Origin of the sequence: Pseudarthrobacter sp. NS4 (assembly GCF_024758005.1) — a bacterium.
GTDB lineage: Bacteria > Actinomycetota > Actinomycetes > Actinomycetales > Micrococcaceae > Arthrobacter.
The window spans coordinates 2,088,656-2,107,012 of record NZ_CP103288.1; the positions used below are offsets into that span (position 1 = coordinate 2,088,656).

Here is an 18,357-nt window from a genome sequence, read left to right on the forward strand (position 1 = left end):
AATCTGAACAAATGTTCAACAACGGGCGCAAAGCCGCTTCCGCTGGATGAGGGAGTGTCTAGGACTCCTGGGCTTCGCCCAGTGCGCGCCCGTTTTTTCGCGAAGGGGCGAACGCAATGTGCTCCGTGTGGGCGATGTTTCTCTGGATTGATGCCTTGTCCACGCCGAGGAGTGCGGTGAGCCACATGCCATTCTGGACGACGACGATGTCCGCTGCCCGTTCCCTGCACTCATCGCGGGAGAGCCCGGGATTGGCATTCCCTATCAGCGTCGCGAGACCATCGAGATACCGCTCGAACGCCTCCGCATTAATCTGTGCAAAGTCTTCACTGGCCTGGGCCAGAGCCCAAAGGTGCAGACGCAGAGACAAATATCGTGTGGTCAGGAGTTCCGCGCCCGCAACGCGCCGGAGAGCCTTGCGCAGCTGTTCGTCCGGAGGCGAATCGGGGTCGGGCTCGACCAGCATAAGGTCGTGCTCGTCGATTCGATGCAAGGCCGCACGGATCAAGCAGGACTTGTCTTCGTAGTAGTAGTTGACGAGCCCCAGTGCTACACCGGCTTCGCGTGCCACGGCGCGCATGTTGACACCTGCGATGCCGTGGCGCGACAGCAGATCCATCGCCGCTTCGAGAATGCGCGACTGCCTGTCAATCTGTTCGCCGGATCTAACGGTGCTTGTACCCACTTGGCCAGACTATTGTGAATCGCCGATGAGTGCATCTCGCAACCAATTGGAGGAAGGCCGCGGTCCGGCAATGCTGCCTCTGCGTGTCAATACTGGGCATGCATTTTGGAGTGGTTGCTTCCCTTGCTGAATGCTCCTGTATGCGAACCACACCTCGCGGCTTTGGAACAAGGCGCCAGTTGGATGCTTCACGTTGGCACGACCAAAGGTCAACGGCAAGTCTCCTTCTGGACGCCGGGAGATGTTGGCATGCAGCTGGGCTCATTCCTGACGAACCACCGGCCAAAGGGCGGAAGCTTGCTGCCCCCTATCCTTCGAGTGGAACGCTCTACGGGATGCTGACGGCTACAACAGGACCCCGTCATTGATGCGGAGCCTCGCGGAGCGGCGGGGTATGCCTCGTGCCCAGAAGGCGATTATCAGTCCTGCGGCAGCGGCTCCGCCGGTCTGGCCGAGCGGTGAAGACCACGACCCTTCAGGGTTGGGCAGTAGGAGGGCCAGCACGACGGCTGCCAAAGACAGGAGGACCTCCACACTCGTCTGCAGGAGATGAGCACGGAAGTCAGGGTAGGCAAGGCGAACCGGAACCAGCGGAAGCAGGAAAATCGCGCCGATGCTGAAAACGAAGAAGATGCCTATGAACCCGTTCAGCATGAAGATCGCCAAGCCCAGAACCAGCAGCACCAGAAACTTCAGGACTCGGACTACTGGGAGCTTATTCTTTGGAGTCCATCGGCTGAGCAGGAGTCCCCACGCCGGGAGCCCAAGGAGCCAGCCTCCACACCAGAAGCCGAGGTCCAGGAACGCCAGTATCACGAGCAGCATCCCGGGCGTCAGGAAAGCTACGGCCTGGCGCGGGGACGGCATTCTCCCGACGGGGCCGAAGATGCAGACACTAATCAGGAGGTAGGCAGCAACGTAGCCGGGCAGCAGCTGTATAGCTGGCATCCGGGCCAGCCCAGTGACAAGGAGCGTCATTGCGATGACCATGACGGACACCGCCGTGAACGTCCCCGGCTGACGGTGATCAGTAGGATTCACGGCTCAACCCTACTCACAGGTCATATCTACTTACCGCGCCTGTCGAGATTGGAGCGGGCGATGGACCGTCAGAAGGGTTGGGTGCTTTGCTGGCGCCTGAGAGGCAGATACTTCCCTCAAGACCATGCGTTCACAGAACACAGACCGGGTCGCGGCATTATGAAGAACTTCGTCGATAGGATCTCAGGCGTGGTCGCGAGGCTCTGCTTGAGCCGGGATCGTATTAGCTGCGGGGGAGAGGCCCAGCTGTCCGCGGGTTAGGACTGCAACGACTGTCATAAGCACACCGAATGCCAGCGCCGAGATCAGGTAGTACATGGTGACTGTCGGCCCGTCGGTGGAACCGTTGAACAGGAGAACGATGAGGCCCCCTGTGGCGTTCTGGGCGCCGTGAAGAAGCATCACGATGAAGACACTGCCGCTGGTGGAGTTGTAGGCCCAGGCCAGGACGAAGCCGTTGACCACTGTGGCCAGCAGGTGGGTGAGGGTCTCGGGCAGGTTTTGCACGAACAGGGCGTTCGGAAGGTGCCAGAGCGCCCAGATCACCGATACGACCAGTGCGGCCAGCAGGGGTGGGTAACGCCGGTTGGCGGTGGGCTGGGCGTACCCGCGCCATCCGGGTTCCTCGGCCAGTCCGGTGAAGAAGGAAATGCTCAGAATGCCCAACGGCAATTGAGTGTAGAGCAGCGACCAGTTCTGCCCCAGGGCTGCGGCCGTCGCCCCGGGGTGGAAGACCAGGTCGCGCCGACACCGAGAAACGGGACAGCAAGAAAGACGAACGCGTACCACAGGGGATGGACCCGCCACCGGACGAGGCTCCGCCCCAGCCCGGTCAGGCCACGCCGCCCCCTGGTTAGGGCAAGGACCACCACGGCGGCAATCAGCGGCCCTGCGGCGGCGACCAGGTTCATCACGCCCACCAGGGCTCCTTCAGGGTCCAGAACGCCCGCCTCGGTCCCGAAGAATCCCCTGGTCAGCAGAGGCCAACTAATAAGGTAGGCGATTACGGTGTACGTGAGTAACCCATGCTTAGTCATCCAGCGGCGGAGCATGCCGGCCCAGGCGTCCTGTCTCCTTCTGAGCACCAGGAGGCCGGCGGCGTGGAGGGAATTGAGTGGCCATTAGACTGGTCTCCTTCGGACTGGTTCCAAGACCCGATCTGTGGTTGCTCGTCCCCCGGTCGCCTCTCATAGTGCCCGCCCGTTGAGGTGGAAGCAACCAGAACGGCTCAAGAATGCAGTGGGGCTAAGCGCTGCCGTAAGTCGGGCTGAGGCTCCCTCCGGACGACCGCCGGCTGAACTACTTTTGGTCCGAAGTCGCCTGCCTAAAGGGTGCTGACGGCCAGCTCGCATCCTGCCTCCTAGGGATTGGGAGGCCCGCTACAGCGGTTGCCACGCGAGCTGGCAGCCACCGACCCCCTTCTATTGCAGTGGCGGGAAGGGCATCACCTGGGACCGCTGTATTCGGCACCGAGGGAATTCAGTCGGCGTGGTGTCGCATTGTGATAATCAGGAAAACCGGTTTCATCTGCTGGGGCGGGCATCAGTTTCGTACGCCGCGAACTTCTTCAACTCGTTCATGGAAGTCGCACGCCAGGGTCTTCTCGGAAAAGGGGGCACCGGTGCGGAGATTCCCGATAGGTAGAAGTGATTCAAGGGGACTCGCGGTTTACGGGCAGAGCCTGTCCAGGGTCTCTTGCAGGGCGGAAGCCATCTGGTCATCCCACAGGTTGAACTTGTCATCCGATTCCGGATCTTCAAGGGGTGTGGGCATTGGGGGTGGGATCAGGGTCATGGTTGCTTGGTACTGGCCATCGGTGCTTGCGACCGATGCTGTGCGGTAGGTCCAGAACCCGCCCGTGCCGCCGAATCGGTGGTCATCGTCGCAGCCTTGGTTCCACTTCCAAAGTCCGAGGCCGTACAGCGGGACGGCCTCGGTCTTAGTCATTTCCTGGAGTGAGTCTTTGGACACCAGGTCTCCGCGGAACAGGGCTGCGTAGAAGTCGTTGATATCGGACATGGTGGAAATCGCTCCGTAGGCAGGCGACCCGAGAACGCCTGGCGCTTCGGTGACATCGAGGCGTTCGTCGCGGTAGGTGATGTAGCCGCGGATTACGCCAGGTTTGGCAGCTGCCGACTGATCAACGGACGTGTCCTTTAGTTTGAGCCGATCAATGACGTCCTCCCGAAGTACCGCGGTATACGGCCGCCCCCGCAGTTTCTCCACAAGCTGGCCGAGCGCCATGTAGTTGGAATCGGAGTAGCGGAAATAGCCCACGTCCCGGGCCTCCCACGGCAGTTGGGCTGTCAGTTCCAGGGCGCGTTGGGTTGTGATGTCTTCTGTCACAACCCGTGGGACGTCGGCGGCGGTTTTCTCGGTCACCTCTTGGAAGGAGCGCATGCCCGATGTATGTCCCAGCAACTGTCGGACGGTAATGGGGCCAGGCGGCTTGAGGACAGTGGTGAAACTATTCAGGATCCCGTTCACCGGATCGTCCAGACCGATGAGGCCGTCTTCCACCAGCTTCATGACCGAGACGGCGGTCATGGACTTCGTGATACTGGCGACGAATACCTGGTCACTCGGTGTCGCTGCGTCCTTGGACTCCAGGTTCCGTACGCCGTAGGCGCGGGACCATGTTCCTCCCGGCCACCTGACTTCCGCCACCACGGCAACGGAGCCCTGATCTACAAAAGTGCGCATGGTGTTATCGATTGACCTGGTGGGGGGTGGCGCGCTGCCAAGGGATGCGGGGGCGGGAGTCCGCTCTGAGTAGGTGCACGCGCCCAGTGCCAGCGCCGTTGCAGCCAATGCGCTAAGAAGGGGCCTAAAGGACGTTTTCATGACGCCGCCAGATGATGATGACAAAAGAGCTGACCGGGCGGCCGCAATTACGCCGCCCCGGTCACGGGGTCCCCGGCGGGTTAGTCCCATTACTTCAACTCAAGAGTTGTCCGCCAAGCAAGCGGGCTGCGGACCGCAGAGGCCACCCGCTTAGGCCTGGAACTCCGAAAAAGGGACCAGCGCGCCCGCTCCCATGAAGGTCAACCGGCCGGATGACCGTGGCTGCAGGTGGTTTCTCCTGGCAAAAGGTCGTGACCCTGAAGGCAGGTAGCCGATGGAGGGGGAGGAGTATCGTGTGCCAGGAAGAAGAGGCTGCTGTGGCCCTGGGTTATAGCAGCGTCCTCGCGTTTAAGCCAAGATGCGCGGTGAACACCCGGCTTTCCCTCAGCATCTTTTGCACGGTGGCTATTCCTAAATGGATGACTGACCACGGCTGATCGCGACCTTCCCGCACGACCCGTCCCTGCGTTGCAGTGATTTCCGGTATCACGAGTATAGGCTCGCACCCCTTCTGGTGACAGGGGTAAGGGTTTTGGCTGTTGCTCGGCCAAGATGGACGTGCTCGTCCCCAATTGGCAAGGGACATAGGGTCAGCAGAAGTACTACGAAGAGTGTCTTGAAAACCAAAAGCTTTTCAGGACACGTGCTGAGCCTGGGAGAGGTTAGCGGCCGAGTGTGTGACTCGCAGCGATAAATGGCGGTCTTTTCGCAGCGCTATTTGTCACCCGGCAGCCCGCAGGGGGTCCATTAGCGTGCCGTCTACTTACCGAGCTTCTTATTGACGTCGAGCAGATTGGTTTCCGCGACTCTTTCAAGTGCGGCGATCTTTGATGTTGGGATGCCCTTCCCGGTACATCAGCACGAATTCCGGATTAGGGGCGACGCGCTTCAGATACGACCCGCTTCTCCTTTGGCGGCGCGGTGCGTCGCTACTCAACTATGCGTACTAGCATCCAGATATCAGATAAGTATCATGCCGATACTGCGGGGGATCGATTCGCATATGGACACTTTCATTGCCTTGGCCTTCCTGGCGGTGCCGATTGCACTTGCGGTTGGTGTCGCCTGGAGAAGCGTCCGCCAAGACAGGAGGGCGAAAGGGAAGCCACCCGCTCACAGGGGGAAGTTCCAGTCCCAGCGGGGCAGGGTTTACCGGGAAGGCGGGCCCTATCGCAACGCAAGCCCCAGCGACGGCGGCGGAGGCGGCTACTAGCCCAGGGCATCGAAAAGCGGCGCATTGGCCCTAGTCAAACCAGCTGGCTGCTTTCCATGCGCAGGTAGCGGTACACCGTGGCCCGGCTGGCACCGATGATCTTCCCGATGTCGGCCGGGGTAAGGCCTTGAGCTTTCAGGTCGCTGGCGTGTCTGACCCTCGCATGTTCGGCGGTGACTTCCCGCCGCCCGGCTTTCCGCCCATGTTCGGCCGCCGCGGCCATGCCTGCCCTGGTCCGTTCGGCCAGCTGATCGCGCTCGAGCTGGGCGAATGCCGACATGACGGTGAGCATGGCCCTGCCCATCGACCCCGTTGTGCTGATTCCTTCCGTGACGCTGAGGAAATGCACACCCCGGCGTTCCAAATCATCGATGAGGGCCAACAGGTTGCGGGTATTGCGCCCCAAGCGGTCCAGCTTCCAGACAACAACCTCGTCTCCGTCCCGCAGGTGATCGAGCATCGTGTCCAGCTCGGGCCGACTCGCCCTCGCTCCACTCACACCATGGCCAGTGAAGATCCGGTGGCAACCTGCAGCCTTCAATGCTGCATGCTGCAGGTCCGCGTTCTGGTCAGCAGTGCCGACCCTGGCGTATCCACTACTCCCATAGCTCATCAAAGGTCGAGCGATCGGCGGTCGGGCTCGTAAATTCCAGCCGTCAGGCCTGAAGCATCCGCCTCGGGCGTCATTTTCAGGCTCTAGTTGGGCTCCCGGATGTGGGACAAGCGACGTGGAAGTTGCGTCGAACCCCCGGGAGAGTTGAAAAACCTGACGGCGTCCAGAAAATTGCCGATGAAAAGGCGAGGCCCGATGGGCTGTCTAAGGGCCGACGACGACAGAGGATGAACCCTGTTCGCGGAGGGCTCCCGTTTTCGTCGCCGGCCCGGCTGCTGCCGCCCTTTTCTGGGTGGAATTATTAGCTTCCTGCTACGGGAAATTAAACCGGTTCCTGCTTCCGTTGTCATCGGGAGGGGCTACCTAACCCCGCCAAGGGCGGGCAGAAACAGTAAATCCGTACCAAAAGTTGTCTGTGTGACAAGCGATCGTGGCGGGAGTTTCGGAACCACATACGGGACATTTGGAGCATTCAAGATCTGGCCCATCCGGAGACGATCCATTTTCAAAAGTCAGAGCAGCAGCCATGAATCGAGGACCATCCTGCGGCTGCGAGCAGGAGGGCTGCTGCCGCGATCCAAAAGCGATCTGCCAGTTGTGGGAGTGGTACCGGCGGATTAGGTTGAGCTGCGCACCGCCCGAAGGCCGAGCACGATGAGCCAAGCGAGCATGCTCAGGTTGAATGGTGCGGCCAGGAAGCTCAGGCCAGCGAAGATCCCGGACGAGGCGGCAGCGAATCCGAGCACGCCGGTGAACATGCCCCAATAGGCGAACCATGAGGGTTCGCCCAAGTCGCGCAGGAAACCCATTCCTGCCATAAGCGCAGCGAGCCCCAGCACACCGAAGGCGAGCACCGACGCGGATGAGGCCACGGCCCAGAGTGCGTCGCCGGCGGGACTGTCCAACCCGCCCAAAGTAGCCATCGGCCGGATGATGCCGTCGTAGAGGCCGATTACGATCAGGTTCTCCACTAGATGGATGGTGGCCCCCAGCGCCAGCTCCCCTGCGCCGACGGCGACCAGCGCCGAGCGGTATCCATACCGAGCCATCAGCCACCAGGAGAATCCGACGAATCCCGTACTCGCGGGCGACGATGGCGGCATGGGAGGCAATACCGCCGGCGTCCACCACGACGGCGGCTTGCGCGCTGGAACAGGGGAGTCCAGGATGGATTGGTATAGGGGCAGACAAGGATCTCGCCGCTGCTGAGCAACCCGAATTCGTCCGGTCCGCGGATGATCCTTACCGTTCCTGTGACCTGGCCGCGGCTGGCCGGCATGCCGGAAACCAGGGCGCCCGGGCTCCGGCGTCCGTTAGCGAACAACGAGGCCGTATCCATCAACGGAATACCCTCCAGTTCCCGGCGCTTGGCGGCCCTGGCCAACGCCAGACGGCGGTAGCCTTCCCGTTCTGCGGCCGACAGCGCGCCGCCGTCGTCCATTCCCGCCAGCTCTTCAAAGCGCAGGTGATTTACATCGGCTGGGTCCGCCAGCACCCCGCCGTCGCACAGCCGGCGGCCCAGCTCCGACAGTGCGCGGCGCAGCGGCGGCAGCAGCATGGTGGCGTAAAAATGGCTGTCCTCACGGAAGCCCACCCCGGTCTTGGCGGCGTCGACGGCGGACAGCATGTGCCGGCGCACGGCCGCGATCCGCAGGGCGGGATGACGCTTCAGTTCCGCCAGTGCCTGGCCGGTCTGGTCCGCGGCCGGGGGCCGCTCGCCCAACATGGATGTGATCAGCCCGAGAACCACCTCCGGGGCATCACGCCAGGTCGGTGAGCTGCTCAGAACTATGCTGACGGTTTCGCGGTGCCCGTACTCGGCCAGGAAGGACTGGAAACGTGCGTGGAACTCCTTGAATTCCGGGTCGTGCTCCAAACGGGACAGCAGTTTGCCCGGTGCCAGCGCGGTGAAGGCCCTCGCCAGGCCGGCGTGGGACCGGACCCGATCTGCCAGCTCCTCCAAGGCGCGGTTGGCCTGGCTGGTGCGGGTTTCCGCGCCTGCGATGAGTGCCGGGCCAAGGGCCCTCTTGCCCAGGAGGATGAGCATCAGGCGCAGCTTCAGCTGCGGCACGAAGGCTCCCGGCAGGTAGGAGATCCGCAGTTCGGTGATCCCGCGCATCGTGGCGAAGGCGTCCTCCGAGAGCCCAACGACTCCTCGCCATGACAAGGACGCCGGGTCCTGCCCTGCGAGCCGCCGGACGTTCTCCAGGAACGTGGCGAACCTGCTGTCCTGGGTCCAGCTGGCAGGATTGAACCGGCGGGCACGGCGTGCCACGGAGACCGGTGCGCCGAGGGTGCGCAGGGTGGGGTGCGGCACCGGCGGCACCAGGCGGAGCACCACCCCATCTTCCTCAGGCAACGACCTTCAGGCTGCTGCGGGGTCCCGGTCAGCGCTTCAGGAACAGCGGGGGATAGTTGATGGACTGTACGTTTACTTGTCCTAAGCCGTCACTGGCACCCGGTCGCCCCGCTGCGGCCAGCGACGTCGACGAGGGCACCGACGAGTTCGGGACCCAGCGCCAGCGCTGCATCGTTGTGATTCGCCGCCGCTACCTCCACCTCGATGACGTAGTTTCCGGCGTTCCGGGCCGCCTGGGCCACGTCCCGGCTCTGCTGTGCGGGCACGATGGTGTCCCCGCTCCCGTAGACCACGGCGATCGGGATGTCCGCTCGCACTACGTTCTCGCGTACCGGGTAGTGATCGCGAAGCATCCAGCCCACCGGCACGCCGTAGGCGGCCCGGCCGACGTCGGCGAGCGAGGTAAAAGGTGAGCGCAGCAGCATCGCGGCTGGAGGGTGCTCGGTAGTGAGCTCAGTAACCACCCCGGCACCGATGCTCTCCCCGAAATAGACGAGCGAGCCCGCCGGTACTCCTGCCGCACCTGTCAGGAACTCGCGAGCGGCGCGGACATCGCGCGCGAGACCGCCCTCGGACGGGTACCCGGGATTCGCCGCGTAACCGCGATAGTCGAAGAGCAGCACGCCGAACCCGAGCTCACTGATCGCTCGTCCCAGCCCTGCCCGGTAAGCCCGGTTGCCGCCGTTGCCCGGTGCGACGAGCACGGTCGCGCGGCAGCCGTCTGCGGCAGGCAAGTACCAGGCACCGAGCTCGAGGCCGTCACTCGTCGTGAGCGTGACTTCCTGGGCTCCGGGCAACAGCTCGGCGGCCGGGGGTGGCTGACCGCGGTCGGGAAAATAAATGAGCGAGCGTTGGAAGAACCACGTCATGCCAATCAGGAGCCCGACGACGACGAACACGGTCGCGAGCGGCATGATCCATGGCACCGTCAACTTTTTCGCCACCGTCCTATGATCGCAGAGCGGTTCGCGCCGCACACGGCACGATCCCTCTGCTTATCAATGCCGACGCTTCCGGGGATCAAGCCCTGGGCTTTGCCTATCGGATGGCGCCACGCCGGCGGCCGTCCGACAGGCACGGCCTGGGGCGAGGTCTCCTAGCGCGACAGGTTAGTCGGGGACTTCGGAACCTAATCGACGTTCGACCCTGTTTGTTGCCCCCCCTGTACTCAGCGTGGGTCCAAGAGGCGCGCGATTGCAAGAGCCGCAGATCTTGTCGATTTCGGAGAGCTATTCGTTCAAAACCTACTCCACGAGTTACCGATACCTCATGAGCCGCAGCTTCCAATGGTGGGGGAGGGTACGACAGGCCCGGGTTATACCCAATGGGGACAGACAGCTTTCTCGTGAGCGTCGCAACACCGACCGGAAAGTGAGTCCATAAATCAGGAGCGCAGTGCCAAGGCTTCTGCCTCATCCTTGGTGCCGTAGTCAACCCACCGCGGTCGGGAATCGAGTACTACAGTGGATGCATGGCTGCCAGCCGCAATCCGCTCGACGACCTGCGCGAAACCATCGGCCATCTGGCCGATCAGCTCAAGCTGCCCGGTTCGGAGCGCGTCGACGACCTGGTCGGCGATCTCATCGGTGCGAGGCCCGGGCCGGCCCGGCCGCTGTCCGAGGTGCAGGCCGAGCTCGACGCGCTGGTCGGACTGGAGACCGTGAAGGAACAGGTGCGGGCCCTCGTCGCACTGCTCCAGGTTCAGGCCCGCCGGAAGACGCACGGCCTGCCCGAGGTGGCCACGTCACAGCATCTGGTGTTCCTCGGGAACCCGGGCACGGGCAAGACCACCGTGGCGCGGCTCCTGGCCGAGATGTACCGGGCGGTCGGTCTGCTGCAGAAAGGCCACCTGGTCGAGGTCGACCGTTCGGGCCTGGTGGGGCAGTACGTGGGCGCGACCGCCATCAAGACGGACCGCGTGATCCGGCGTGCGCTGGACGGCGTCCTGTTCATCGACGAGGCCTACGCGCTGGCCCCGGAAGACGGCCGGACGGACTTCGGCCCCGAGGCGATCGAGGTCCTGCTCAAGCGGATGGAGGACCACCGCCACCGCCTGGTCGTGATCGTGGCCGGGTACCCGCGGCTGATGGAGTCCTTCTTGCTCTCGAATCCCGGACTGCGCTCCCGGTTCGCCCGCGAGATCACGTTCCCCGACTACTCCGTCGACGCACTCCAGACGATCTTCCACCAGATGCTGGCCCAGCACGAGTACACGCTGGAGCCGGGTGCGGACCAGATGCTGCGCCGCATCCTCACCGGGCTCCACGCGGGCGAGGACTCCGGCAACGCACGGTTCGCCCGCACGCTGTTCGAGCAGGCGCTCAACCGCCAGGCGCTGCGGTTGTCGCTCGACCAGGAACAAAGTCTCGACGCGCTCGATCGTGAGGCCGTCATGACGCTCACCGCGGACGACATCGTCGAGGCCGCGTTGGCCTTGGGCGAGGAGCCGGAGCCGGAACCGACGCCGGCACCGGAGCAGTCACGCTGGTGGCGCTGGCTGGGCTGACCGGATCTGCGGCGGCTGTCAGGCGAAGGCCCGTCCCGCCCCCGAGCGCTGCTCCTCAGACAACGAACTGCCCTTGAACATGAAACTGCTCCCCGTAAGTTAGAACTGAGTTTTCAGTCCAACTTTCGGGGAGCAGTTCAAAAGGGCCGGCACCGCTACCCACTGGTTCCGGTCCCAGGCCACGTGCTTTAAAGCCATGACGACCGATGTGTTCTTCCATTGGCGAATGGGCTAGTCAGCCGGTCAGGGCGGGAGTTCGGCGCAACCACCACTCGCCGAGAGCCACGTGCATGGTGAACGCCAGCCAGAAAGCGACGCCGAACATCGTGGGGTCCGGGGTACCCGGCGTCGTCCCGTGGGAGATTGCTTGCTCGACGCCCTCGAAGATCCCAACCCAGATCCTGATGGTGCCGACGGCGACACCGACGGTGAACGCGCGAATCATCCAGCGCCGATGCTGCCGGACGGCATCATGCCGGATCGCCCGGAACGCGAGTACGAGGCAGGTCAGAAACCAGCAGCCGAACACCACCGTCGCGACGGCTTCTGGTGCGCCTCCCCAGGCGTGGGGAACGCCGAAGAGGAGGGCGAACAGCCCGGAGATAAGCGCGCAGGTGAGCAGTACCCGCCCGAGCCGCCGGTGCAGGTGGTAGTGGCGGGTACGGAACCGCCGCGACAGTTGCAACGGCGCTGCCAGGAGGTAGACGACGCCCGGCGCGATATGAAGGTAGGCCAGCCAGGGGTGTGCGACGTACCGCTCGGCGAAGTCGTCATCGCTCGGTGTGGTCCCAGCGACGATGTTCGGCCAGTCGATCGTCATACGGATCGCCGCGAACACCATCACGACGGTGACCAGCACGCCGATCGCCACCGCGGTACGACGCGCGAGCCTCTGATTCGCGGTCGGCACCCTCTGCGTCACGAGCGGATCCTCGCACCATGTACTTCCAGTGTCAATGTCCCGCGTTGACTCATGGAAGATGTGCGAGTAGGAGGTATCGAAGAATTATTTGGTGATCAGCCTCGGTCTGCTGACGTTCCTGCTCAGCAATGCCAGTTGGGTCCCAGCGATCATCTCAGTGTTGGTTCTCGGCGCTTACGCGGCTTTCCTGCCCCTCATGATCCGCGGTGTCAGAGCATCGGTCGCTGGCGCGAAGGCCGCACTTCGAGCCGGGGCACCGGTTCGCGTGAACATCGAACGGCCGGCCCGTCCCGCAGCGCCATCTGGCGTGGGCGCTTGCCGGCATGGCGGTCATCCTTGCGGGTCATCCGGGCAGTCCGACGGGCCGGAGAACCTCCCCGCCGCCGCCGGGCTGCCGGAACAGGACGGCAAGCGCAACCTCTATCGGGAGGTTCCTGCAGCGAAGAGGATTAGAGGTGCCGATATCAATTCGGTCTCAGTCACAATGAGCCAGGGCCCACACCACTAAGCGACTTTAGGCTGGGGCAACGGACCAAAAATCTGATTGGGGACAGATATGAAGCACCACTTTTCACTTGGAGCCGTAACAGCTATCGCTCTCTCCTCAGTGGCATGTGAGGCAACGCCAACGGAGGGCTCGGCCACCGCTTCCTCGGCTACACCTTCAATTCACCAGGAGTTACCCACCGAGCTGCTTCTAAGCGACGGAGGCAGCAAGGCAATAGTGCATGCCGGCCTGTCTTCCGCTCCGAAAGTAGAACAGCAACTAACGGGAATCTTGGAGAAGGACGGAGCCGGGTGTATCACCATGCTTGCAGATGACGGTTACGGCTGGACGCTGATTTTTCCTGAAGGAACTAGCTTCCATGGCGAATCATTGGTTCTGCCCGATAAATCCTCCCTGTCGGTGGGAAGTTCGGTGTCCCTGGATGGCTCCTGGGTTCCTGGGAACGAAAGCCTGAGTATGTGTCTGAACTACGCCAGACTCTTGTCCGTGGAAAAAGCCACCGTCATCCCTTAGTAGGCACGAGCCGGCGAGGTACTGATCTAGTTCGGACGGCTGGGTCCCCGTGTCCGAACCCCATAGGGTGCACTTCGTGCCCTACATGGAATTAGGCTTCCCGACATGAAACCTCGCGCAATTCTTATCGCGGCCCTGCTGCTGGTAGTCATCGTGGTCGCGATTATCGTGGGTTGGGCGATGCTCGGTGACCGCCCAGGTCCACTGAATTCCCATGCCTTCTTTCCCACGGTAGACGTGGAGGCTGGAACCTCGAACTAGGTCCTCGTCGAGGAATCCTCTGGCGACGACTATTTTCCTGTTTTGAAGTCTTTTCCTCTTTAGTGAAACCTTTTGGGCTTTGCCGGACACTAAAGGGCATGGGGAACAACGGAGACGGCGAAGAGGGGCTGTGGCACCGGAGTATTCAGGGCCAGGGTGACGCGTTTGGTGTGCTGTATGACTTGCACCGCGATCGCGTCTTCCGGCACGCATATCGGCTGTGCGGGAATCACCACGATGCGGAAGACATCATGGCCGCCTCGTTCCTTGAACTCTGGCGCCGCCGGAAGCAGGTCCGGATTGTGGAAGGATCCATTCTTCCCTGGCTGCTGGTAACGAGCACGAACATGGCACGCAACCGCGCCCGCGCTGCCCTCCGCTACCACCGACTCCTGAGTTCCCTTCCCCGTACCCAGGTAGCCAGCGACCCCGCTGCAGATCCATACCGGAGATACCAGAACCAGCTTGATCAGGACCTTGCAGCCGCGCTGAGTAGGCTCACGGCCGAGGACCTGCATTTGGTGAGCCTGGTCGTATTCGAAGAGCACACCATCGCTGCTGCTGCCGCCGTCCTGAATCTCACTCCTGCGGCAGCGAAATCAAGGATGCACCGGGCACGGCAACGCCTCAGAGCCGCCCTCGACGGTGATGCATCAACTAACCCGCCCACCGCTCCAACTCCCGTTCTGGAAGGAGAACGGCCATGAACCAACTCCACGTTGATCAAGTTTTCAGCGATGCCCTGCGGGCCGAACTGACTGCCCGAGCTGAAAAGGCTGCACCCGCCCGAACACGGAAGCGCAGCAGGTTGTGGGCCGGCACCGCCGTGTTCGCTGGTCTCGGACTTTTGGGAGGCGTCGGGGCTACCGCAGCAGGACTGTTTGTCACGCCAGGTTCCCCGCTCGTGACGCCGCTGGCATCAGCAGTTACGGAAACGCACACCGGAACAGCAACGGTACAGCTTGGCCCTGCCCCTGAAGGGAGTACAGGCATCGAGATGCAACTGCACTGCCTCAGCCCTGGAACCTTTGAGTACCGGCGCGGTGCCAGCAACACCTGCGACCAGGACGACGTAGGAACGCCCCAGGACTGGACCGGCTACACAATTCCGCTCGCCCCGGGGGAAGAAAGCATCACCATCACAACCAGTCCCGAAGCCAGCTGGAAGCTCAGCGCCAGGTACGTCAACACCGAGATCACCGATTGGGCAGTCAACGCCGAAGGGGACACCTACGGCGCACAAAACGAGAATGGAAGCCCCGATATGGTCGCCGTCATTGCAACCAACGGGACACGAGGCTACGTCTACAGGACCGAGCTCGAGGATGCCGACGGAACCGCCGCGATAAAGTCCTTCAAAAGCCCCGCAGAAGCCCTCGCATGGCAGGAAGCGCGGCTCGGCAAGGACTTTGCAATTCCCGTTTACGATGTGACCGGCAAAACCGTCGTTGGTGAATTCGTTATCAGCTATGCGGCCGGGAACTCCCGAATCGTTGGAGAACCGGCAGCGGAATGCTCAGGAGTTCCGCAGACACTGGGTCCTGGTGAGACATACCCCTGCCCAGGCTTGTCACCAATAGAAACGGGATACCCAGCCATCCCAGTGCCTCCCAACTGAGTGGTCATCGTCGCAGCACCATTGCTACCAACAGAGAGCCTTCGCGCTTTTCGGCGGGGACGTTCTGTTCGTCGAACCTTTAGCGAGACAGAGTCGGTTCAGCTACGGCCCAGCGAATCGGCTTCACTGGCAGCGCGATCTCTTTCGGCCTGCTTAGCCGCAATGATGCCGTCTCGTGTCGCCGCACGGATGACTCCATAAAGGACGTAAAAGAAGATAGCCGCGAAAACGATCGGCAGGACGATATCCCTGATTCTTTCCCCAAATATTTAGCTGTCCAGAAAGGACCTTTCCAGCGTACTTCAGGAGCAAGGTCGTGGGCCTTGGTTAGCTCCCGAGGGAAACCCTGGCCAGGACAAACTCTGACACCATGGCCGATAGCCCTCTCGGGACCTATCCGGACCCTCTCTTGAGATGGACAGAAATCTCCGAAAGGATCATGTCCTGGAACCAAAAGCCAGGTCCTCTGTGATTATTAGATGCACGGAATTCTTTTCCTTGCTGACAGCGGATCGGAAAGAGGGCGCGAACGAAAGGCTCTCATGGCGAGGGAAGTCAGTTTCCGACGGGTCATATCAACGTTCTCGGTTGCCTTGATGGGCGGCATCTTGTTGGCATTCTTGCTCAGAGCGTTATTTCCTCAAGGTGGCGTGCTGACACTAGTAGTTCCCGTTGTAATCGTCACGATCCTTGTCGTTCCCGTTCTGACTAGTTATTTCAAGCGGAGGATGTAAGAACGCATCTGTCGCACCAACCGAACCCTTATCGGCACACTCAGCCGCGTCGCGTCTCCGACCTGGTAGGCGGCCGGCAACTTGATGGCTAGTTTGTTCGATTTCAGGGTTAGGGAGTGCTGGGCATTGGTGCAGGCGAAGCGCTCCTCATTCTTTCGGAGGTCCATTCGCGCTGCTCTCCATTAGAGTTCTGGGCTTGAGAGTCCGCTGAATCCCCTTCCGCATTGGGCTGGGGTTGAAGGGGTATCGGGGCGGGTGTGGCCCCGCGCATTTGTTCTTCGGTCAGTGGGGCGGGTTCGGGCCCGCAGCTGGCGGCAGTTGCCGAAGTAGCCGGAAGCGCAGGCAGCTGTGTTGAGGAACTTGGCGAGGTGAACGACTCGCGGCAATCACTGCGCTCGGCTGCGCCGGTCCCATCTTCGGCTTCAGGGGAAGGCGGAGTTGATGGCAATGCTGGATCTTGGCTGACTTCTTCTGGGGAAAGAATCGTGACCTTCCCGCTGCTTAGGGCTTGATCAACGCAATTTGCGACTCGCACGGCGTCGACCTCTGCCGATCCTGCATCCAGGCGTATACCAAGGAGGGAAGTAGGCATGTCGGCGGTTATGACGGACTTCTCGACGCTCGGGTCATCCTCGCAGTGGTCCAAGGATTCATAGACGGGGAAGCTGACACCGACACCCCAGCGGTCATCGGCAGAGGCGGCACGCGGGTAGTCTGCTGGAGCGGACGGCGCACAAGCGGCCAGCAGCACCATGAGGAATGGGGTTAATCCCGATTTCCGCATTTAGTCCCCCTGACGTCAATTGCCAGCATGCCTGTCTCTATGATTGCCGCTATTGCTCCGTCCTGATAGTCAACCTCCAAGGGGCCAATCTATAGAGGTTCGGAGCGGCTCCGCGCAGTTGTTCCGGCTCGGCCTCGGGGTACTGCTTAGGTAAATTGCCAGGGACGGCACATCAACGCAGGGAACTAGGGGTATCTGTCCTATCCGCAAGCATGGCTTTTCCTTGAACGGCGATCTTTATTGGGAAAGCGGAAAGATTCGCTGGGGGTGTCGGGGTGGAGTGACTTTTGGGGTCGCCTTCGATGAAGACCTACTCCCGAACCATCTGGAAGCGGACCAGCCGATGTAATGGGCATTCCATCTATCAAGGTCCCCCTTGAGAGGAGCCGCTGCGCCTCAACTTCCAGAGCGGAGACAGAGTACGGATCGTGGATCAATTCGAAAGATGACGGTGGTAGTGATTCCCCGAGCTTCGCTCGGAGTTCCTCTGCTGATCCCGTGTAATGCACGAGGAGCTTTTGACGGCCGCTATCCCACTCGTATGAATTGAAGAACGTGCCTAGGCCGCCTCCGACAGCCATCAGGCCATCGTAATCGCTGCCGGAACACCGCTATGTTCGCTTTGAGCCGTTGCGACTTTTGGGACGGGCTGCGTCTCGGCGCTAACTGGTCCCATGCCTGCTATCACCAGCGCGGTGGATGCGACGGCTGCAAATGCCAACTGGGGTTACCCGCACAACCCACTCCACTTCAGAAGGTTCCTTCTACTACTCAAGTCCCCACCCCCGAATCTGAAGCACCCCATCGAAGAGCGTGGGCTCGCTACCCGAGCATAACTAAAAGAAACCCCCCTCGTTACGGAACCATCAAGACGCCCTGGCGACACAGCAGTGTTCCTTCGCTCATTCGGGAACCCTCTACGGGAATGCCGTCGGCTACAGCGTCACCCCGTCGTTGAGGCGGAGCCTTGCGGAGCGGCGGGGGATGCCTCGTGCCCAGAAGGCGATTATCAGTCCTGCGGCAGCGGCGCCGCCGGCGTGACTGAATGGTGAAGACCAGGACCCTTCCGGGCTGGGCAGCAGGAGGGCCAACACGACGGCAGCCACGGACAGGACGACTTCCACACTGGTCTGCAGGAGATGCGCGCGGAAGTCAGGGTAGGCAAGGCGAATCGGAACCAGCGGAAGCAGGAAAATCGCGCCGATGCTGAAAACGAAGAAGATGCCTATGAACCCTTTGAGCGTGAAGGTCGCCAAGCCTAGAACGAGCAGCGCCAGAAACTTCAGGACTCGGACTACTGGGAGCTTATTCTTTGGAGTCCATCGGCTGAGCAGGAGTCCCCACGCCGGGAGCCCGAGGAGCCAGCCTCCGCACCAGAAGCCGAGGTCCAGGAACGCCAGTATCACGAGCAGCATCCCGGGCGTCAGGAAAGCTACGGCCCGGCGCGGGGACGGCATTCTCCGGACGGGTCCAAAGATGCAGACACCAATCAGGAGGTAGGCAGCAACGTAGCCGGGCAGCAGCTGGGCCGCCGGCACCTGGGCCAGACCAGTGACAAGAAGCGTCATTGCGATGACCATGACGGACACCGCGGCAAACGTCCAGGGCTGACGGCGATCACTAGGATTCACAGCTCAACCCTACTCAAAGGTCATATCAACTTACTCGATGTGAAACCTGGTCCACGTACGAAGGCCTAATGGGATGCTTCGCCCGAACCTGATCAGTCCGTATAAAGGTTTGCGAGTACTCGTTC

At 61.8% G+C, this 18,357-nt stretch carries 15 protein-coding genes; 4 read left to right on the forward strand and 11 right to left on the reverse strand.

What is annotated here, in order from left to right:
- Window positions 1–58 precede the first annotated feature (58 nt).
- The 9 genes from NXY83_RS09785 to NXY83_RS09825 form a co-directional block, all read right to left on the reverse strand.
- Window positions 59–685 carry a TetR/AcrR family transcriptional regulator gene (locus tag NXY83_RS09785; RefSeq protein WP_258805905.1) on the reverse strand — a complete coding sequence of 209 codons (627 nt, stop codon included), beginning with the start codon at window positions 683–685 and terminating at the stop codon, window positions 59–61.
- Window positions 686–1,030: 345 nt separating this feature from the next.
- Entirely contained in the window at window positions 1,031–1,726 is a 696-nt protein-coding gene (locus NXY83_RS09790) for a hypothetical protein (RefSeq protein ID WP_258805907.1), read from the reverse strand.
- Window positions 1,727–1,909: 183 nt separating this feature from the next.
- Window positions 1,910–2,392, reverse strand: a complete 483-nt coding sequence (locus NXY83_RS09795; RefSeq protein WP_258805908.1) for a CPBP family intramembrane glutamic endopeptidase — start codon at window positions 2,390–2,392, stop codon at window positions 1,910–1,912.
- Window positions 2,380–2,763: a hypothetical protein gene (locus NXY83_RS09800; RefSeq protein ID WP_258805909.1), complete on the reverse strand. Its 384-nt coding sequence runs from the start codon at window positions 2,761–2,763 to the stop codon at window positions 2,380–2,382. Before NXY83_RS09800 ends, NXY83_RS09795 begins: the two co-directional genes overlap by 13 nt.
- Window positions 2,764–3,394: 631 nt before the next feature.
- The gene (locus tag NXY83_RS09805) at window positions 3,395–4,429 is read right to left on the reverse strand and encodes a serine hydrolase domain-containing protein (protein WP_258805910.1); all 1,035 of its coding nucleotides are present in this window, start codon (window positions 4,427–4,429) and stop codon (window positions 3,395–3,397) included.
- 1,388 nt (window positions 4,430–5,817) lie between these two features.
- Window positions 5,818–6,396 carry a recombinase family protein gene (locus NXY83_RS09810; protein WP_258805911.1) on the reverse strand — a complete coding sequence of 193 codons (579 nt, stop codon included), beginning with the start codon at window positions 6,394–6,396 and terminating at the stop codon, window positions 5,818–5,820.
- A 363-nt stretch (window positions 6,397–6,759) separates the two neighbouring features.
- On the reverse strand, window positions 6,760–7,527 hold the full coding sequence (locus NXY83_RS21060) for a hypothetical protein (protein WP_397427582.1): 768 nt from the start codon (window positions 7,525–7,527) through the stop codon (window positions 6,760–6,762).
- The gene (locus tag NXY83_RS09820) at window positions 7,445–8,755 is read right to left on the reverse strand and encodes a hypothetical protein (RefSeq protein ID WP_258805913.1); all 1,311 of its coding nucleotides are present in this window, start codon (window positions 8,753–8,755) and stop codon (window positions 7,445–7,447) included. The genes NXY83_RS21060 and NXY83_RS09820 overlap by 83 nt, the downstream gene beginning before the upstream one ends.
- A gap of 89 nt (window positions 8,756–8,844) precedes the next feature.
- Window positions 8,845–9,459, reverse strand: coding sequence for an alpha/beta hydrolase (locus tag NXY83_RS09825; protein WP_258805914.1), 615 nt, complete (start codon window positions 9,457–9,459; stop codon window positions 8,845–8,847).
- A 767-nt stretch (window positions 9,460–10,226) separates the two neighbouring features.
- On the opposite strand from NXY83_RS09825, the gene NXY83_RS09830 reads away from it, so the two are divergent.
- Window positions 10,227–11,261: an AAA family ATPase gene (locus NXY83_RS09830; RefSeq protein WP_258805915.1), complete on the forward strand. Its 1,035-nt coding sequence runs from the start codon at window positions 10,227–10,229 to the stop codon at window positions 11,259–11,261.
- A gap of 235 nt (window positions 11,262–11,496) precedes the next feature.
- Here NXY83_RS09830 and NXY83_RS09835 read toward each other — a convergent pair whose 3' ends face one another.
- Window positions 11,497–12,183 carry a DUF2306 domain-containing protein gene (locus NXY83_RS09835; protein ID WP_258805916.1) on the reverse strand — a complete coding sequence of 229 codons (687 nt, stop codon included), beginning with the start codon at window positions 12,181–12,183 and terminating at the stop codon, window positions 11,497–11,499.
- Window positions 12,184–13,309: 1,126 nt separating this feature from the next.
- Between NXY83_RS09835 and NXY83_RS09840 the strand changes: the two genes are divergently transcribed.
- The 3 genes from NXY83_RS09840 to NXY83_RS09850 all read left to right on the forward strand — a co-directional run bounded on the left by NXY83_RS09840 (window position 13,310) and on the right by NXY83_RS09850 (window position 15,083).
- Window positions 13,310–13,465, forward strand: coding sequence for a hypothetical protein (locus tag NXY83_RS09840; RefSeq protein ID WP_258805917.1), 156 nt, complete (start codon window positions 13,310–13,312; stop codon window positions 13,463–13,465).
- 98 nt (window positions 13,466–13,563) lie between these two features.
- The gene (locus tag NXY83_RS09845; protein WP_258805918.1) at window positions 13,564–14,172 is read left to right on the forward strand and encodes an RNA polymerase sigma factor; all 609 of its coding nucleotides are present in this window, start codon (window positions 13,564–13,566) and stop codon (window positions 14,170–14,172) included.
- Window positions 14,169–15,083: a peptidase M56 family protein gene (locus NXY83_RS09850; RefSeq protein WP_258805920.1), complete on the forward strand. Its 915-nt coding sequence runs from the start codon at window positions 14,169–14,171 to the stop codon at window positions 15,081–15,083. The genes NXY83_RS09845 and NXY83_RS09850 overlap by 4 nt, the downstream gene beginning before the upstream one ends.
- A gap of 2,453 nt (window positions 15,084–17,536) precedes the next feature.
- On the opposite strand, the gene NXY83_RS09855 is transcribed toward NXY83_RS09850, so the two are convergent.
- Window positions 17,537–18,232 carry a hypothetical protein gene (locus tag NXY83_RS09855; protein ID WP_258805921.1) on the reverse strand — a complete coding sequence of 232 codons (696 nt, stop codon included), beginning with the start codon at window positions 18,230–18,232 and terminating at the stop codon, window positions 17,537–17,539.
- Between the last annotated feature and the right edge of the window lie 125 nt (window positions 18,233–18,357).